Genomic DNA, 19,050 nt, shown 5'->3' on the forward strand with positions numbered 1-19,050 from the left:
ATTTCGCTTAACCAGTCACTTAATAAGGTATCAACGGTTTAAAGGATAAGTCGTCACGCCGCTACTGGCACTTGGACTATCGACTCGCGTAAAGCCTGAGGGCGCAGGCTGCGGCGTTTGGTCACGTTTAGGAATCAAAGGGTTGAGATTCATAAGCTCGTAATCTGCACTCACCTCACCACTCCAACCTTGGGTGCCACTCAGAGGTAACTGCTTGATCGTGCCGTTTTTGTCGATGACCAATTGCAGCACGCGCATCTGATTGTATTTGCGCTCAGTCACGCTCGCCACCGCGCCGCCATCACGCAAGATAGTGGGTTGCAAAAAGATAATCAAATTGCTCTTTTGCGTGCTGTCATTATCAGAGCGAAATAGACGTCCGATAATAGGCACGTTGCCAAGTCCAGGAACTTTTTGTTGACTGGTGGTGCTGTTATCTCGCATCAGGCCACCCAAAGCAATGGTCTGTTGATCATCAGCCAAGATAGTGGTATTGATGAGGCTCTTATTGGTAATAATGCCATTGGCATTTCCAACGCTACCGGGCACAACTGACGAGACCTCTTGCGAGACTTCCAAACGCACTGTGCCGTTTTCACCGATATGGGGAATGACGTTTAGGTTGATACCGATATCTTGACGGTCAATGGTCTGAAACGGATTGGTTGAGGAGTTACCGCTAGTGGTAAAGGAGCCTGTGACAAAAGGCACGTTTTGACCCACCAAAATACTGGCCTTTTCGTTATCTAGGGTTAAGATAGAAGGCATGGATAACAGGTTGGCACTGGTCGATCTGTCCAAAGCTTGCAAGATAGCCCCATAAAATTCAGTATTACCATTACTGTCCTTGCGACTATCACCAATACCAACCAAGGCACCAACGATTGAGCTAGCAGCAGCGCTAATACCTGCCGCGCCAGCTGCGCCGCCACCTGCCAAAGCCGCCGCCGCAATCGAGGTAGCACTAGCGCCTACGTTATTGAAGTTGACGACGCCATAGCCACTGTTGGCATTACCTAGCGCCCATTGAACACCAAGCTGGGTCGCATCATCTCCTGATATCTCAACGATAGCCGCTTGAATCAGCACTTGCGCACGGCGATTATCGAGCTGATCTACCGCCTCTTCGATCTCAAACATGAGCTCAGGATCGGCATTTACAATGACCGCGTTTTGGGTTTCATCTGCAATAATACTAAATTTCCTACCAGATTGTGCCGTAGAGCCACTAGCCGCTGGTACAATCGAGCTATTATTATTTTCGAGCGCCTGACTGGCTCCACTATTGATAGCGGTACTAGCGCCGCTGGCATCGGTGAGTGATGCAGGCTCTAGGGTCGATACGGCGCCTGCACTATTGATAGACTGATTGGCAAGCAAGCCGCGCAGCATGTCAGCGATGTGAGTTGCGCTGGCGTACTTGAGGCGGAACACACGCAAACCGCTTAGCCTACGCGTCGGGGTAGTATCTAACCGATTGACCATGTCTTGTACTTTGGCAATCATCTCAGGACTGCCTTTCACGAGTAGTCGATCACTTGCCGAATCGGCGATCACTTTGAGCTGGTTACCACCTTGTGCTTGTCCGCTACCAGCACTTGCAACCAAAGCGCTAATTAACTCCATCATACGCTCAGCATCCACGTGACGCAGTGGTATCACCTGTAAGCTATCATTAACATTGCTATCTAAATCACGGATAAGAGCGGTAAGCTGGTTTAAACTATCGGCGCGATCGGATAAGACTAGGGCATTGACGCCGGGAACGGCTGCGGCATGGGCAGACTGCGGCATAAGGGGACGGATGACGCCGAGCACTTCAGCGGCTTGGGTGTTGGTTAAATAAATCACTCGCGTCGCCAAGGCTTCGCCCACACTATCACCGCGCAAATCCACTGCAACGCCAGACTGTTTGGCGACATTATCTGGTACTAGTTTAGTCGTTGTACCTGAGTCGATAGCGGCAATGCCATTGACTTGCATGACGCTTAAAAACAGCTGATAGATCTCATCGCGTGAAAGGGCACGGTTCGATATGACCGTCACATTGCCATTGATACGTGGATCTAAGACGAAGTTTTGATTGGTAATCGTTGCCACTTCGTTGATAAAGGCTTTGATATCGGCGTCTTGCAAATTGACTTTCCAGCTCTCGCCATAAGCAAGTCCCACGCTCGCCGCCCACAATGGCAGCGCTAAGCATAGCGGACGGCAAAAGCCTGTCAAGCGCTGTAGTGAAAAGCGCTGGGGTATGACTGAAGATTTGTGCAAACTTACCATGATGATCGATACCTACTGTGATGGTGCAAGTATAAGCTAAAATGCGCCTGTAATACTGAGAATAACAATGACTCAGCGTTGTGACTACCTTTGATATATAACATTAAAACTGCTGACGAATCGTGATGACCTGATCGCCGCGCTGAACCTCTATTTGCGCCTCGCCTGATTGCTGCACTTGTTGCAATAGGCTAGAGTCCTGTGCAGGATTATTACCGACGTTTTGACCGTTAACGCTTAATACTTTATCGCCAGGCTCAAGCCCCAAACGATTGCGCAGGCTCGATGGCATAGCAGCAGTCACTTGATAACCCTCTCCTGATGCCATAACGCCCATACGGCTCAGATAGCTGGCAGGATTCTCTTGCAGGGCGGTCACCGCCTCACTAATAGCAGACTGCGGGCTCTCGTCAGCGTTATTAGTGCTAGCAGATGGATCAAGACCTGTATCAATGGGCGCGACTGCTTGTGGTAGCGCTAATGCATCACTCGTAGGCAAACGCTGATTGCTCATACCATCAGCGATCATCTCGCTCTGGTCAAGTGCTAAGCGATCAGGCATATTAATGATGGTTTGCTGATCGCTGCGATCTGAGATAATCACTGAGTCCCAATCAACAGCGATTAGCGTATAACCGCTCTCTTGTAGCTCGTCACCGATACGGTAGTTTTTGACCTCACCATTGACATCGAGCAGTGCTGACGAGGCGCTATTAGGCACGGCCAATAGCACGCCTTTAAGAATAATATTAGGCGGCGGCAACGTAGCAGCAGCAACAGGCGTTGGGTCTGCAAAGATAGCAAATAAGCTGTTATCGCCTGCGTCCATTGAGGTATTATTCTGCAAAGTCGCTAATGGCAAGGCAGGTACTGTTGGCGCGGCTAGTAATAACCATAATAACCGCGCCACTGTCCAGCTCAGCCATATAATCGCTAATAATAAAAGCCATCCTGAGAAGCGGTTCAGAATATCTATAGCAGGTTTAAGGCGATCGCGGGCACTTATCATCAAGGCGCTCCTGCACTTGCTGAGTTTGACACTCCAGAGAATAAAGGCTGGCGTACGCTAACGACTGAGGTATCTTGCGGCGCTTGACCTTGGTATTCTGGCATATTCTCCAAAAGCCGCTGAGTTAGGCTCACATCCACCATATTGTCGCTATCAATGTACAAGTCGCCCAAGCGCTTGTCTTGGTTGTTAAGCAGATTGATATGCAGCATATTTTTATCGCTTTTTTGCTCTTGGCTAAGCTGGGCACGCATAGCTGGCATCGTGATATAAAACACTTTTCCGCCACTTGGATATCCGACCTCACCGCCTACCCAAGTCAATTGACCGTCCGCTTGCGTAAATCCTGCAACCTGCTCATCTGAGCCTGATCGGCGCTGCAAAGAGACATTATTGACTTGTATAGGCGTATTAGGCAGTTGCCAATCGACCACACTAGTTAGCGTCTCAGGCGCTATCTTGCCACTCATGTCATCCACTTGCCAAGCGCTGCGACTCACTTTGACTTGTCCTTGCAGGCGCGTCTGACCCGTAGCAATCTCGACGTCAGCGCCGATTTTACCCAAGAATAGCTGCCACGGTTGCCATGACCAACTGGCCGTACCTGTCAGTGGCGCACTAGGTGCTGGCATTTGCCAAATGGCTGAGCCTTGCCACAAGTTACCCGAAACGTGTTGGACATGGTTGTTATTTGGCGCATATTTTTGCATCACCCACGCCGCTGGCATCTGTAGCAGCGCAAAAAACACAAACAAAACCAGCCCGACAAGCCACCAAAGCTTACGGAGACGCTTATGAGACGAGGTAGAGGATGGTGACACTGATAACTGACTCTTATAATAGACAAAAACGTCATTATCATAACAAACAATGCCCTATAGATGACAGAAAAAAAGCCAGTATCTTTTGCGCTAATAATAGCGGCAAAGATACTGGCTTTTAATTCTCGCTTACAAGATAAAAGAATTCTTATCTATAAAGTGATCAGCTCATGATGAATCACATCCATCAATTAAACAGCAAAACTCTCAAGACTTTGACCGTCAGCTAAAGCGTCAACAAGCCAAGTGGGCTTACGACCACGACCTGTCCAAGTCTCATCGCTGTTTTCGGTATTACGATATTTAATATTGCGTTTTTTAGCCAGCTTCTCGCCCGCTTCTAATATCTCTTCAATCGTACTATTGCTCTCTTCAGCGATTTTTTCAAACTGCGTGTAGGCGTCATACAAACGCTGATGCTGCTTTTGAGCGATAAGTTGCTGCGCATTCTCAGTGATAGCGCGTAGCTCATCAACGTCTAAACTGTCTAAATCAATAGCATTATTCTTACTCATAACGACCTCGTTCTGAACAGTGATAGATTTGATTATCAATATCAAATCAAAAATAAAAGGCTAATAATACGTTAAATATAATGATTTAAAACCTGCATTTATAAACAGCCGTATTATTAATTAAGCACATTAACATAATTTTTATTAAACATAGGTAATAAAATATTAATAATACTATTTTATATTTAAAATTATATTCAAAGTATTTCTATTCAAAATAAACAGAAGTTTATATTTATACTTATAAAAATTATTAATCGAAGCTCAAACATACAGAGCTGGACTTTTTATAGACCAATAAAAAAGTCCACGCTTGTGGACTTTTTATAATAAGGTACTTAAGTACTGATATGCTTTTTAGCTGAGTTAAAAAGCTATCTCTTATAAGTTAGAACGGAATATCATCATCTACTGGGCCATCAGGCATGGCATTAGATTTGGGCGCTGAGCTTGCATTAGATGAAAAACTGTTCTGTTGCGGGCTGGCCTGCTGATTGTTGTTAAAGGTATTCTGATTGCTACCTTGTGCGATAGCTTGGCCACCGCCTTGGTTGTAGCTGCCTTGTGGCTGCTGAGCAAAGTTGTTTTGATTACCCTGATTGCCATAGCCATCATTGCTGCCCTGACCACCTGTTGCACCATCAAGCATTTGCATTTGCTCTGCGCGAATCTCAGTGATATAACGATCTTGACCGTTTGGATCTTGATATTTACGCGTACGCAAACTGCCTTCAATATAAACCTTACTACCTTTACGTAGATACTGCGCAGCAATCTCACCTAAACGATTAAATAAAGACACGCGATGCCATTCTGTCGCCTCTCTTTTTTCGCCGCTTTGCTTATCTGTCCACTGCTCAGAGGTTGCCACCGAAATATTGGTCACGCTACCGCCATTATTAAATTGACGTGCTTCAGGATCTGCTCCAAGATTACCGATGATGATAACTTTGTTAACTCCGCGCATAGTACCGTCCTTTTATTTATGAATAATTTAATCAATTAGCAAATAATCATAACTGATAATACAAGTTTACTTTAACCAATTTTTGTCTAAATATCTAGAAAACTTTTATCCTATACGACAATACACGTCGTTTATTTACAACTATCTGATTTTGTTATTAAGACTCTAAATATCTTTAATTATCTCTACGCTGCATACTCAACGTCACGCTACCTAATTCTACGCCAAACTTGCTCATAACCGCGCGATTGAGCATCACGTCATCACTGATTAAATACATCCAATCATCAAAATTTACTTTGTAGGTTTTGTCATCGACTGGTAAATCAAGCACATACTGCCAATGAAAAGCATTGCCTGCGACCTCGCCTTTGGCCTGCCCTATCACATCGCCTGCAGTGCCCGTCCATCGACCATCAGCTTGCTCGGTCAGTCGCCAAATTCGTTGCGATTTAGTGCCGTCTGCCCAATTGAATTTTTCGTTTAAGACGATGACATCATCGCCTTCGTGGGTGGCATCAATATCGACATAAAAGCGTTTTTTGACCTCACCGCTACGCCCTTGAAACATCCCATAACCATCGATTTGACCGGAGAAAAACTCATGCATATCCAGCGTCGGTTTGACGTTTTGATAGGTTTGAATGTTTTGCGTGGCGCAGCCTGAGAGTAATAGCGCTGTTGATAGTCCAAAAGGTATCGCAATCTTGCATATAGATTTAACAAAGAGATTATTCATATTTATTCCTTTTGTATGACAATCGTTTAAAAACAGCACTGCCACTATTAAAGATACGTTAATCTTAATCTGATCTTAGTATTTACGACATATTTTATATCATACCTTACTCTCGACTTAGCGTGAACTACTGTTGTAGGCTGAGTTTTTGACCCAGCCTACGCCAAAAAATTTAGATAGTTGAGATTAAATCAGCTTCTAAATATTTAACGGACTTTGCGCCAAATCTGCCAATTGCGCTTTTGAGGAGTCGGTCAGCTGCGTCTTATCGAGCTTTAGATAAGCGACTTGTTCCTTTGCCATGACCACTAATTCATCAACGCCTTCAACTGCCATCACTTGTTGTGACCAGTGCTGAATATCGATATTTTTGGGGATAGTAACAGTGGTACTCGATAGATAAGGCGGGTCAGATATCGGTATGATAAGCAATAGTGCTGCGCCCATAATGACAGCCAAGATACCCCATGCTAGTAGATTGGATTGGGTCAACAGCAGACCACCCATCGCCCCACCAACAAAAGCCCCAAAGAACTGGCTGGAGGAGTTTAGCCCCATCGCCGTGGCTTTATTAGCGACAGGTGCGCGTTTAGATATCCATGACGGAATGGTCGCCTCTAGTAAATTAAAGCCCATAAAGTACAGCAAAAGCCCCAAAATAATACCAACACCAACTTGGCTACCTATGGCCAACAATACTAATGATACCGTCATGAGCGCCATTGCCCCCAAAAACACCTGACGCATTTTGCGCTTTTTTTCAGCGATGATAATAAAGGGAATGGCGACAGCAAAGCCAATAAATAATAGCGGCAAGTAGACCAAACCTTGCTGACGGACAGAGAGTCCCATTACCTCAGAGAGTTGATGCGGCAAAATCACAAATATCGCTGTCATGGTTAAATGCAAGGCAAAAATACCGATGTGCAAACGGTTCAAATCACCAACTTTGAGGACGGTAGCAAGCTGCTCACCGATCGATTTATTATCTAGATTATGCTTGAGGACGCGCATCGGCGTAGGTACGACGAACAATAGCAACATCGCTAAAATCGCAAACCCTGAGGTCAGCCAAAACAGACCAGAGATACCTAGCGAGCCGACCAGTAGCGGTCCAAAAGCAAAAGCGAGCATAATAGAAGTCGCAATGGTCAAACCCATGGTCGCCATCGCTTTGGTGCGCATCTCCTCACGCGTGACATCAGCCAGTAGCGCCATGAGTACCGCCGACACCGCGCCACTACCTGCCAGCGCGCGCCCGATGATAACCTCGTAGATATCGGTCGCATTGGCGGCGATGATACCGCCTAGTGCGAACAAGACTAGGCCGAGCATAATAATCGGCTTACGCGGGAATTTGTCAGCGGCAAGGCTCATGGGTATCTGAAATATCGCCTGACCTAGCCCATAGATACCGACCGCCAAACCGATCAAAAATGGCGTGGCATGCGCGTAATTATCGCCGTAGACCGAAAACACTGGCACGATCATAAACAGACCAATCATGCGCAGGGCAAAGATACCACCAACCCCAAAGATTGCCCGTTTTTCTACGCTGTTCATACTTGCCTCACAGGGATATCCAATAGCAACTGACTATCAAGCCTTGTCGTCGTAGCAAACAGTTTGCCTTATGACGATGTGCTTTATATTCGCGACAAATCAAGCCCCCTAGTATAAGACATTCGCCGTCAGCTTGCCGAAACTTTTGCCACTTTGCCCCAAAGCACTGACTTTTTACTCGGCTACTTTTGATGACGCCGCAGTTCTATAATTCAAAGCGATCGGAGTACAGTGAAACCTTGAATAATGCCTGTGTCATGACAATATAGAACAGCACAACTGACGTCATCAACGGGTGCGTTTTTGGCATTATTTATGTTTAATAGTTACGTTTAACAGTGATCTTTAATAAATACATACCAATGAATAACAACACCTCAAAGCCATCCCGTTATGATAATTGACTGTTTATAACTTTTAACGCTTTATCTAAAAACCCTTATTCTCAAAACTTACTTATATTTTAATCTTTGTTTTATCTTTAGCCCAACGCTTATCTCTTTATAACGCTCTTAGCCCATAGGAAACCTATCTATAATGGCACATGACCATATCGCAATACGCGGCGCTCGTACCCATAATCTTAAAAACATTGATCTTGATATTCCACGCGATAAGTTCGTCGTGATCACAGGTTTATCAGGTTCTGGTAAATCATCACTCGCCTTTGACACCTTGTATGCTGAAGGGCAACGCCGATACGTCGAGAGCTTATCAGCGTACGCGCGCCAGTTCTTATCACAGATGGAGAAGCCCGAAGTCGATAGTATCGAAGGGTTGTCTCCTGCGATTGCAATTGAGCAAAAATCAACCAACCATAACCCGCGCTCAACGGTCGGTACCATTACTGAGATATACGATTATTTGCGTCTGCTCTATGCGCGTATCGGTACGCCGTTTTGCCCTGAGCACAATGAGCCTATGGTCGCCCAATCCGTGACTGAGATGGTCGATCAAGTCATGGCCTTGCCGGCTGATACCAAGCTTATGATCCTAGCGCCGGTGATTCGTGAGCGTAAAGGCGAGCATACCGTTTTGCTAGAGCAATTAATTGGACAAGGGTTTGTGCGCGTACGCGTCGATGGTCATGTCTATGACACCGATGAATTACCAACGCTCGATAAAAAGAAAAAACATACGATAGAGGTCGTCGTTGACCGCTTCAAAGTGCGCGATGACTTGGGTAACCGCGTCGCCGAAAGTTTGGAGACCGCACTGCGTTTAGGTCAAGGTCTTGTCACCCTACACTTTATGGATGGCAACCCAAAAGAAGGTGGCGATCAGAACCAAGTGATGTCCGCCAAGCACTCTTGCCCTGTCTGTGATCGCGCTGTCTCTGAGCTTGAGCCGCGCATGTTTAGTTTTAACAATCCATACGGCGCGTGCCCAAGCTGTGATGGTCTGGGTAAACGTCAGTATTTCGCGGCTGAAAAGCTGATTACCCACATCGATAAAACACTCAATCAAGGCGCTATTAATGGTTGGGATAAGCGTCACTCGTACTATTTTGGCTTGCTTAGCACTGTCTGTAAGCATTTTAAAATAGATATGGATACTCCGTGGACGGATCTACCAAAAGCGCAGCAAGACCTCATCATGCATGGCTCGGGTAAAGAAAAGCTGACTTTTAACTTTACCGATGAGCGCGGACGCAAAACCAACAAGACTATTCCTTTTGAAGGTGTGCTGCCGTACCTTGAGCGTCGTTATGCCAAAACGCAAAGCAATCTAGTACGTGATGAGCTAGCTAAATATTTAGCCGACACCACTTGTAATGTCTGCGATGGTGCACGTCTCAATGAGATCTCACGCAACGTGCGCGTTGATGATCAAACCATCGCTGAAATCGTTAAGCTGTCTATCGGTGATGCCGCTGACTATTATAAAACGCTCAAACTGAGCGGGCATAAAGGGGAAGTTGCGGAGAAAATCTTTAAAGAGATTAACGAGCGTCTCAACTTTTTGGTCAGCGTTGGCCTTGATTATCTCACCCTTGCCCGCTCTGCCGAAACCCTATCGGGCGGCGAAGCGCAGCGTATTCGTTTGGCTAGTCAGATTGGCGCAGGTCTGATGGGCGTGATGTATGTCCTTGATGAACCCTCCATTGGTTTGCATCAGCGTGATAATGATCGCTTATTAAAAACGCTAACACGCTTGCGTGATTTGGGTAATACCGTCCTCGTTGTAGAGCATGACGAAGATGCGATTCGCCAAGCGGATCACGTTATCGATATCGGTGTTGGCGCAGGCGTACATGGCGGTCATATCATCGCCCAAGGTACCGTCAAAGATATTATGGCGAACAAGGAATCGCTGACTGGACAATATATGTCTGGGGAAAAGCGCATTGAGATTCCAACTATACGCCACAAAGCCAAAACCATAGAAGTAGAAGCGAAAGGCAAAGCCAAACCCAAAAAAGTACCCATGAGCATTGAGTTAAAAGGCGCATCCGGCAATAACCTACACGACGTAGATTTGACCCTACCTATCGGTATTATGACTTGTATTACTGGGGTCTCGGGTTCAGGTAAATCAACGCTCATTAACCGTACCTTAATGCCACTTGCCGCCACCCAGTTGAATAACGCTTCAACGCTCATCGCGGATAAGCATGACAGCATTTGCGGCCTTAAGCATTTGGATAAAATGGTCGATATTGACCAAAGCCCCATTGGTCGTACGCCGCGCTCAAACCCTGCCACATATACAGGCGTGTTTACGCCCGTACGTGAGATGTTCTCACAAACACAAGAGGCGCGTGCTCGGGGTTATAAAGCGGGTCGCTTTAGCTTCAACGTCAAAGGTGGACGCTGTGAGATGTGTCAGGGCGATGGTCTTATCAAAGTTGAGATGCATTTCTTGCCCGATATGTACGTGCCTTGCGATACTTGCGAAGGAAAGCGTTATAACCGCGAAACGCTCGAGATTCACTATAAAGGTAAAACCATCGCGGACGTCCTCGATATGACGGTAGAAGATGCCACTGAGTTCTTCTCAGCCATACCAGCGATTTATCGTCGCTTGCAAGCGCTAATGGATGTGGGTCTCAGCTACATTCGCCTCGGTCAATCCGCGCCGACGTTATCTGGTGGTGAGGCGCAGCGAGTGAAATTAGCACGCGAGCTTGCTAAACGTGATACGGGGCAGACGCTGTATATCTTGGATGAGCCGACAACTGGTTTGCACTTCCATGATATCGATAAACTGCTCCATATCCTGCATGCACTACGTGATAAAGGTAATACCATCGTGGTCATCGAGCATAACTTAGATGTTATTAAAACTGCCGATTGGGTCATTGATCTTGGTCCTGAAGGCGGCAAAGGGGGTGGACTGATTATCGCGGAAGGGACGCCTGAGGAAGTGGCAGAAGTGAAAGGCTCGTATACGGGTGAGTTCTTAAAGCCGATGCTAAAGCAAGCGATGTCTGAGGCGAGTTAGTATTTTAGTTTCGGTTGTCATTTAAAGGCTGCTCTTTTGGGGTGGCCTTTTTTGAAAATACTATAGCTTAGATTATACACTTATCGTAAATATACTCAGATTCGCGATAGATCAATTACGAGGTTTTAATATGGATATCAAAGACAGTCAGGCTTTATATGAGGTTGCTATTCGCTGTTTCAGAGATACAGCAGATCAAGATTATATTCATGCTCGTCTTGCATATAGAAATAATCTAACGCCACAGTTTCTATGGTCTTCTTTACATTGCCTTGAAAAGTATTCGAAATGCATTCTTTTAGCTAATTTAATCAAAGGTAAAGAAATAAGCCATAATATAAGTCCTGCGATAAATAAATTTGAGAAGCATACTAACGTTAGTTTAAATATATCCGATGACGTAAGTGATTTTATAAATAAACTTGAGGAAAGAGCTAAATATAGATACTTAACTGTAAGTAATATGTCCTTTGGCTACGATATATTTTTATTAGACAAATCAGTGCATCAAATTAGAAGATATTGCCAACAGTTTAGTTTTGATAAATAACAGAGAGAATCTGAAATCTCTAATCTAGCGATTCAACTTAACTTTGAAAATAAGATTAAAGATGTTCGTCAAATTACATTCGAAGCTGGTATCCTAGAAAAAATTTTGCGAGATAGAGAACACCCTGCTAGAAAAGCATTGATTTATCACAATGCGTTCTTTAAAGGTAGAAATAGATCTAAAGTGTCTGTAACCCATGGTTTTAAAGGATACAATTCTCCGTTCTTCCAAAGACCAGAGTTGCTTGAATTGGCTAAGGATTATATTAGAATAGAACACGAAGTAATACGAGCCTATAGTGAGGAATATAATTAAAATTTAGAGTTCGTAGACTTAAGCATCTCTCAGCAAACGTAGGCTGGACGGCTGGACGGAACTTGCGACACCCAAAAATTCAATTTTAAAATATTGTTGGGGCTTGTGTCTCGGTGCTAATATACAAATTGCTCGTCAATTTATACCTAATCTGTAGCTTAAGTGAGTTTTAATACACTCGTCAAAGTCTTTAACCTCTCATAGAATTGTTGGCATCGTAGATATACCCAACTTTGACAAATTTTTCTCCGAAACATACTCTAAATTCTCATATAGCCAATTTATAAAGTCCATTCCAGCTAAGACAGTCACATTATTAGACTCAGCCTGTTCCTTGTTTTTAAATTCAGCTCGTAGGTTGATTTGACCAAGGAAACCCAACTGTCTCACATTTATCAAAGCCAACTCGTTGGGTCTCGTTCCTCGACACCAACCTACAGAATAACTCTCGAATCCATATACAATTCGTAGGTTGGCGTGGAGCTTGCGACACCCAACAGACACTATACTCTTCAAATTTTTCGTAGGGTGCGTTCCACGCACCTTTAAAATTGAGATAGTGAATGGTGCGTGGAACGCACCCTACCAGAGCTAACACCACGTCTCTTATCAAAGTCCTCTCACCCATCGAATCACCCCATTTAAAAGCACTATTAAACCCCCTCAATTACAGCCACCTTCCCAATCACAACACTTTCATTACAATCAGCGCCATGGCGACCGATAAAATAGAACACATTCAAAATTCAAATAATAACTCAAACTATAAGGATGTCTCATGACGAAAACCATTTTAATTACTGGCAGCACGGATGGCATTGGTAAACTTGCCGCTTTAAATTTAGCAAAAGCAGGGCATCAGATATATTTGCATGGCAGAGACGCGGATAAGCTCGACAAGGTTATTATGGAGGTCAAAGCAGTAGCGACAGACGCAGCAGCAGATAAGATTGACGGGTTTGTGGCTGATTTGTCAGATTTAAATGCGGTGCGTAGCATGGCAGCAGAAGTGAATGACAAGATATCAAAGCTTGATGTCCTTATCAATAACGCCGGGATTTATACCACCGCATCGCCCGTGACCAAAGACGGACTGGACGTGCGCTTCGTAGTCAATTATCTAGCGCCTCACGAGTTGACCAACGCCCTATTACCTTTACTTAAAAAGTCTAATAAAGCGCGCATTATCAATCTAAGCTCAGCGGCGCAAGCACCAATATCTTATCAAGCCTTTGCAGGGAACGAACGTCTTGACGACAAAGACGCCTACGCGCAAAGCAAGCTCGCGCTTACGATGTGGAATATGGATTTAGCGGACACTGTCGCAGACGATAATATAAACGTTATCGCGGTCAATCCTGGCTCGTTACTGAATACCAAAATGGTCGATGAAGCTTATGGCAAATATTGGTCATCAGCAGATAAAGGCGCGAACATCCTAACCGAGCTTGCCACGTCGGATGAGTTCGCTGACGATACGGGTAAATACTTTGATAATGACATCAAAGATGGCGAGGACGGCGAAGCTAGAGGCGAGTTCGGACAACCGCATGCTAATGCTTTAAATAAAGACGCTATTGCCGAGCTTAAACGCCAAACTCAAGAGTTACTACAATCACTACAAGGCTAACCTTAGGACACCATTATGAACACTCAAGAAAAACAAGCTATCACCCTCGTTGCTAATATCACCGCCAAACCTGAACACGCTGAAAGCCTTAAGTCTGAGCTACTTAAGCTAGCCGAGGCATCGCAAGCTGAGCAAGGCGCTATGCACTATAATATCCATCAAGATAATGACAATCCGAATCACTTTATCACTTACGAGGTCTGGGAGAATCAGGAGCTTATGGAACAGCATGGACAAAGCGCGCACTTTAAAAACTTTATAAAGGTGACAAAGGAGATGATTGAAGACTCTAATCTTACGCAAATGACCCGTATTGCGTAAGGTTTGTAGACATAAAACTAAGGCGTAACGGTTTATCATTCATTACTCAAGATAAGGATGTCTTTAATGAAAATCAAAAACCATCCAAAACTAAAAAAACTCGCATTCAAAGCACAAAAAGCTATCGTTAAAAGAATAGTCCACCTACCTAAACCCATTCTACGCAAAATCGCAGGCGATCCCATCGTCATAGACGGTCAGACTTTAGATGTCTCAGTACAAGTCATTCTTAAGCTATTTGGTCCACCGCCCAATCACCTAGCGAGCGTTGCCAGCACGCGCAGACAAATCGATGCACAAGGGCCATTACTCGCGCAGTCTAATCATAAAGATATCATCAGCGATGACTTTCCCCTTGACGTATCAGGCGGTGATAGCATAACGCTACGTCGTTATCGCCATCGCAAAGTCAAAGATAATAATCAGTCAGCTTTGGTGTTTTTTCATGGTGGTGGTTATGTGGCAGGCTCACTTGAATCACACGATTTGGTCTGTCAGTATTTGGCGGCAGATGGTAATTGCACCGTCATCGCAGTCGATTATCGCCTCGCGCCTGAGCACGCCTTCCCTACTCCTGTCAATGATGGACTGGCAGCTTTCCGTCATGTTGCCAATAATGCCGATAAGTTTGGTGTTGATGCGACGCGTCTGGCGGTCGGTGGTGACAGCGCAGGTGGTAACTTAGCGGCTGTCGTCGCGCAGCAAACCAAAGACGATACCTATCCGCCAAAATTGCAACTATTATGGGTGCCTTGGGTCGATATGAGCCGTGAGTATGAGTCGTATGAGTTATTTGCGACCGGTTTCTTTTTAGAGCGCGTTAAGATGCGCTGGTTCCAAGAGCAATACATAAACGATGACACCGATACGACAGACCCGATGGTATCGCCAATATTTGGTGATTTAGAAGGCGTCGCTCCTGCCGTTGTTTTGGTCGGAGGATTCGATCCTTTGCGCGATGAAGGCGTGGCTTATGCGAATAAACTTGAAGAAGCCGGTGTAGATACTCAGCTCACCATTTATGAGACGATGCCGCATTTATTCCCTCTTTTCGCAGGAGAGATTGAGGACGCTAAAGTGGCTTTTAATGATGCGACTCAGGCGCTTCGGGGATTGTAAAATAGTGTTGAGTTACTTGTAGGGTGCGTTCTACGCACCGCTTATACAGGATTTAAAAGATGACTAAATATACCTCTGCATTTGACGCTCTTTGTGATACGCCTACTCAAAGCGCTAATCTAAAATTGCGTGCTGAACTTATGCATCATATTACAGACATTATTAAAGATATGTCAGGTACGCAAAGCGAGATTGCTAAGCTTTGCGGAATCACTCAACCTCGTCTTAATGACTTATTACAAGGCAAAATTAGCAAGTTTAGCTTAGATGCATTGGTGAACATCAATGCTAACTTAGGCGTTGAAATCAGCCTTGATTTTGCTTGATAGGGTTTTGAATGTTTTTGTATAGTAGGAGATAAAACCCACCCCACCTAAATAAACTCCCGCTCAACATTCATCATCCTTGCATCTACCGTCCGCTCTATCTTTTCCTCTATCTGACTACACTGCGACTCAACCTCACGTTTGGATAGCCCGACGATGACAAACGTCCATTCGCTGGCATCGTGCCGATCGCGCTCACCGCTTTCGCAGACGGCGACACTTGGTGTATTGCCAAAGCGCGCATGCAAGCCGCCCATACGTTGGCGCTTTTCTTTTAAGGAGCTGCAGCCAGGCAAAGAGAACGTCATAGTCAAGATAGCGATATGCATAGGTTTTCCTCATTAAAGTTATCCACGCTTCATGGTATCATCAAGCACGCTTGGTGTATGGTCGGCAACTTGTAAGATACAGAATCGTACCCATAACAATAAGACTAAAATTGCCTCAAAACGAAATAAAGAGATCTCAACCATGACAAAACATTATGACTATATCGCCATTGGTGGCGGTAGCGGCGGTATTGCTTCGATCAATCGCGCGGCAAGCTATGGCAAAAAATGCGCCATTATCGAAGCAGAACAATTAGGCGGCACTTGTGTCAACTGGGGCTGCGTACCCAAAAAGGTCATGTGGTACGGCGCGCAAGTCGCCGAAGCCATTGAGAAGTATGCGCCAGATTATGGCTTTGATGTTGAATTAAAGAACTTTGACTTTCAAAAACTGGTCAATAGTCGCCAGCAATATATTCAAAACATTCATCGCTCTTATGATAATAATTTGGCAAAGAACGGCGTTGAGGTCATAAAAGGCTTTGCCAAGTTCGTCGATACCAATACCGTAGAAGTCAATGGCGAGCACATTACCGCTGACCATATTTTGATTGCGACCGGTGGTCATCCTATCTTCCCTAACATCCCAGGCGCTGAGCACGGTATCGATTCTGACGGGTTCTTCAGATTAAACCATCTGCCCAAACGCGTGGCTATCGCAGGGGCTGGCTATATTGCGGTTGAGATTGCAGGCGTACTCAACAGTTTAGGATCAGAGGTGCATCTGTATGTGCGCCAGCATTCACCGCTACGCTCGTTTGACCACACTATCGTTGAGACTTTGCTGATAGAGATGGAGCAAGACGGTATTCAGTTGCATACCGAAACGACGCTGACTGAGGTCAATAAAAACGACGATGGTAGTTTAGAGCTGTTCACCAAAGACGGCAGCCTTGATACGGTCGATTGCTTGATTTGGGCGATTGGTCGAGCGCCCTCCACTGATACTATCAATTTAGATGTCACAGGGGTTGAGACGACGGACAACGGCAAAATCAAAGTCGATAAGTTTCAGAACACTAACGTTGACGGCATTTATGCGGTTGGCGATATTATCGAGAACAGTGTTGATTTGACGCCGGTCGCTATTGCAGCAGGTCGCAGGCTATCTGAGCGCTTGTTTAATGATAAGACCGATGAGCATCTGGTTTATGATCTCATTCCGACGGTTATTTTTACTCATCCTGCTATCGGTACGATTGGTTTGTCTGAGATTGACGCGATCAATCATCATGGCAAGGATAATATCAAGTGCTATACCTCGACCTTTACCTCAATGTATAGCGCAGTGACTCAGCATCGTCAAAAGTGCGTGATGAAGCTGGTATGCCTAGGCGATGATGAAAAGGTGATTGGTCTGCATGGTATTGGCTATGGCGTTGACGAGATGATTCAAGGTTTTGCGGTCGCAATCAAGATGGGCGCGACCAAGGCGGATTTTGATAATACCGTTGCTATTCATCCGACAGGCTCTGAAGAGTTTGTGACAATGAGGTAGTGGGCGCTAGTCAGCTTTAGTTTGATAGAGTGTACAAGTAAAAAGGCTATTTTAGATAGAATAGCCTTTTTTTGTGGCTAGATTTTAGGTCAAAGCCTTTGGTCTACTATTTAAACTTTTGCTATGTATTTGATACTAAATACATAATACTAAACGTAACCTTTTTAAAAGCCTAAAGCTGATATTGTCTCACTTGTCTTTTAGGGCTTGAAGTCGTTCAGCTTAGCGCTGCCTTTTCAGATAATAAAGGTTGCACATCTTAGTTGCTGACTTACCCAACCATAGACTGTGTTGACATCTAAAAATAAAAACTCAAACAAGGTTACTTATGCACATTTACGATTTTATAGGGATAGGTTTTGGTCCAGCAAATCTTTCAGTGGCTGTTGCCCTGTTAGAGAAGGATATGTTAAATGACCACTCAAAAATCATGTTTATAGAGAGCAAGCCTGACTTTGTCTGGCACGGCGGTATGCTGATACCCGAAGCTGAGATGCAGATTTCATTTTTCAAAGACTTAGTGACGCTCAGAAATCCCACCAGCCCTTTTACCTTTATCAATTACTTAGCAGAAAATGGTCGGTTAGAGACTTTTGCCAATCTCAAAAACTTTTTTCCAAGGCGAGTGGAATATAACGACTATCTACAATGGGCGGCTAAGAAGTTTGAAAATTATGTCAAATACGCTACTAAGGTTATAAAGATCGAGCCTGTGCTTATCGAAGGTTCAGACGTCGTAGACTACTTAGCGCTACATTTGCAAAATGTCACCACTAAAGAGGCGGAGATTATATACGCCAAAGACATCTCGCTTGCAGCAGGTATCAGCAAAGTCATTCCTGAGTATATGAGTGCCAATCCTGATATCAAGATCAGTCACTCTGAAGATTTTTTGTACAGCTTAGAGACTGATTTTACCGATAAACATGCAAAGTATAAATTTGTAGTGGTGGGTTCTGGTCAAAGCGCTGCTGAGATTACCATGCATTTGGCAGATGAGTACCCCAATGCCAAAGTCGATCTTTATTTTAGAACCTATGCCCTAAAGCCTGCTGATGAAACTGAATTTGTGAACGAGATCTTTGATAGTGATACGGTTGAGACCTTTTTGACTTATGATGATGACTTTCGAGAAGACATCATTGAGAACCACAGAAATACCAATTATTCAGTCGTCGATCCTAAACTCATTAGCATCTTGTACGAACGCCTTTATTATCAAAAACTGATTGGGACTGAGCAGGTCCAGCTGCATCAATTTCATGAATTAAAAGGTATAGATAGCGACTCAAAACAGGCAATATTTAAAGAGCTGACGGATAATAAAACGGTAAACATGGAGTTTGACGGTTTATTTTTGGCGACAGGTTACGAGATTATAGCGACCGATATTGTCAAAAACTTTGAGGAGTATTTAGTATACGATACCGAGGATCGCTTGGTGCTAGACACCGATTATAGGGTGAAAACGATTAACGCTAACTTTAAACCTAAGATATTTATTCAAGGGGCAAGTGAGCATAGTCATGGCATGAGTGAAACCTTGCTCTCTTTACTGGCTTATCGTTCAGGGAAAATCGTGACTAGACTGAGCGAGAGTGATTAAGGCTTATTGAATAGAGTA

16 protein-coding genes are annotated in these 19,050 nt (G+C 44.6%); 8 read left to right on the top strand and 8 right to left on the bottom strand.

Annotation, left to right across the window (positions count from 1 at the left end):
• Positions 1-30: 30 nt before the first annotated feature.
• From gspD to ACR64J_RS09645, 7 genes are all read right to left on the bottom strand, one after another.
• The gene (gene gspD, locus ACR64J_RS09615; RefSeq protein ID WP_435949475.1) at positions 31-2,280 is read right to left on the bottom strand and encodes a type II secretion system secretin GspD; all 2,250 of its coding nucleotides are present in this window, start codon (positions 2,278-2,280) and stop codon (positions 31-33) included.
• A 103-nt stretch (positions 2,281-2,383) separates the two neighbouring features.
• The gene (locus tag ACR64J_RS09620) at positions 2,384-3,289 is read right to left on the bottom strand and encodes a type II secretion system protein N (RefSeq protein ID WP_435949477.1); all 906 of its coding nucleotides are present in this window, start codon (positions 3,287-3,289) and stop codon (positions 2,384-2,386) included.
• A complete protein-coding gene (gene gspN, locus ACR64J_RS09625; RefSeq protein WP_435949478.1) occupies positions 3,289-4,110 on the bottom strand; it encodes a type II secretion system protein N in 822 nt (273 codons plus the stop codon). The genes ACR64J_RS09620 and gspN overlap by 1 nt, the downstream gene beginning before the upstream one ends.
• A gap of 191 nt (positions 4,111-4,301) precedes the next feature.
• Positions 4,302-4,625, bottom strand: coding sequence for an H-NS histone family protein (locus ACR64J_RS09630; RefSeq protein WP_317198776.1), 324 nt, complete (start codon positions 4,623-4,625; stop codon positions 4,302-4,304).
• A 388-nt stretch (positions 4,626-5,013) separates the two neighbouring features.
• Positions 5,014-5,592: a single-stranded DNA-binding protein gene (ssb, locus tag ACR64J_RS09635; RefSeq protein ID WP_317198777.1), complete on the bottom strand. Its 579-nt coding sequence runs from the start codon at positions 5,590-5,592 to the stop codon at positions 5,014-5,016.
• 175 nt (positions 5,593-5,767) lie between these two features.
• Positions 5,768-6,331: a DUF3833 domain-containing protein gene (locus ACR64J_RS09640; RefSeq protein ID WP_435949481.1), complete on the bottom strand. Its 564-nt coding sequence runs from the start codon at positions 6,329-6,331 to the stop codon at positions 5,768-5,770.
• Positions 6,332-6,529: 198 nt separating this feature from the next.
• On the bottom strand, positions 6,530-7,894 hold the full coding sequence (locus tag ACR64J_RS09645) for an MFS transporter (RefSeq protein ID WP_435949482.1): 1,365 nt from the start codon (positions 7,892-7,894) through the stop codon (positions 6,530-6,532).
• A 537-nt stretch (positions 7,895-8,431) separates the two neighbouring features.
• Here ACR64J_RS09645 and uvrA point away from each other — a divergent pair.
• The 6 genes from uvrA to ACR64J_RS09675 all read left to right on the top strand — a co-directional run bounded on the left by uvrA (position 8,432) and on the right by ACR64J_RS09675 (position 15,599).
• The gene (uvrA, locus tag ACR64J_RS09650) at positions 8,432-11,338 is read left to right on the top strand and encodes an excinuclease ABC subunit UvrA (protein ID WP_435949483.1); all 2,907 of its coding nucleotides are present in this window, start codon (positions 8,432-8,434) and stop codon (positions 11,336-11,338) included.
• A 130-nt stretch (positions 11,339-11,468) separates the two neighbouring features.
• Positions 11,469-11,888: a hypothetical protein gene (locus tag ACR64J_RS09655; protein WP_435949485.1), complete on the top strand. Its 420-nt coding sequence runs from the start codon at positions 11,469-11,471 to the stop codon at positions 11,886-11,888.
• Between the two features lie 1,093 nt (positions 11,889-12,981).
• Positions 12,982-13,833 (top strand): SDR family NAD(P)-dependent oxidoreductase, encoded by an 852-nt coding sequence (locus tag ACR64J_RS09660; RefSeq protein ID WP_435949486.1) that lies wholly within the window; start codon positions 12,982-12,984, stop codon positions 13,831-13,833.
• A 15-nt stretch (positions 13,834-13,848) separates the two neighbouring features.
• Entirely contained in the window at positions 13,849-14,154 is a 306-nt protein-coding gene (locus tag ACR64J_RS09665; protein WP_435949488.1) for a putative quinol monooxygenase, read from the top strand.
• 66 nt (positions 14,155-14,220) lie between these two features.
• Complete coding sequence (locus tag ACR64J_RS09670) at positions 14,221-15,273, top strand: alpha/beta hydrolase (RefSeq protein WP_435949489.1); 1,053 nt, start codon at positions 14,221-14,223, stop codon at positions 15,271-15,273.
• Positions 15,274-15,332: 59 nt separating this feature from the next.
• Positions 15,333-15,599, top strand: coding sequence for a helix-turn-helix domain-containing protein (locus tag ACR64J_RS09675; protein WP_435949491.1), 267 nt, complete (start codon positions 15,333-15,335; stop codon positions 15,597-15,599).
• Positions 15,600-15,646: 47 nt separating this feature from the next.
• On the opposite strand, the gene ACR64J_RS09680 is transcribed toward ACR64J_RS09675, so the two are convergent.
• On the bottom strand, positions 15,647-15,928 hold the full coding sequence (locus ACR64J_RS09680) for a DUF503 domain-containing protein (RefSeq protein WP_435949492.1): 282 nt from the start codon (positions 15,926-15,928) through the stop codon (positions 15,647-15,649).
• A 142-nt stretch (positions 15,929-16,070) separates the two neighbouring features.
• On the opposite strand from ACR64J_RS09680, the gene gorA reads away from it, so the two are divergent.
• Positions 16,071-17,426 (top strand): glutathione-disulfide reductase, encoded by a 1,356-nt coding sequence (gene gorA, locus ACR64J_RS09685; protein WP_435949494.1) that lies wholly within the window; start codon positions 16,071-16,073, stop codon positions 17,424-17,426.
• A gap of 328 nt (positions 17,427-17,754) precedes the next feature.
• Positions 17,755-19,032 (top strand): lysine N(6)-hydroxylase/L-ornithine N(5)-oxygenase family protein, encoded by a 1,278-nt coding sequence (locus tag ACR64J_RS09690; RefSeq protein ID WP_435949495.1) that lies wholly within the window; start codon positions 17,755-17,757, stop codon positions 19,030-19,032.
• Positions 19,033-19,050 lie beyond the last annotated feature (18 nt).

This window comes from Psychrobacter sp. DM8, from assembly GCF_051307025.1.
Classification (GTDB): Bacteria; Pseudomonadota; Gammaproteobacteria; order Pseudomonadales; family Moraxellaceae; genus Psychrobacter.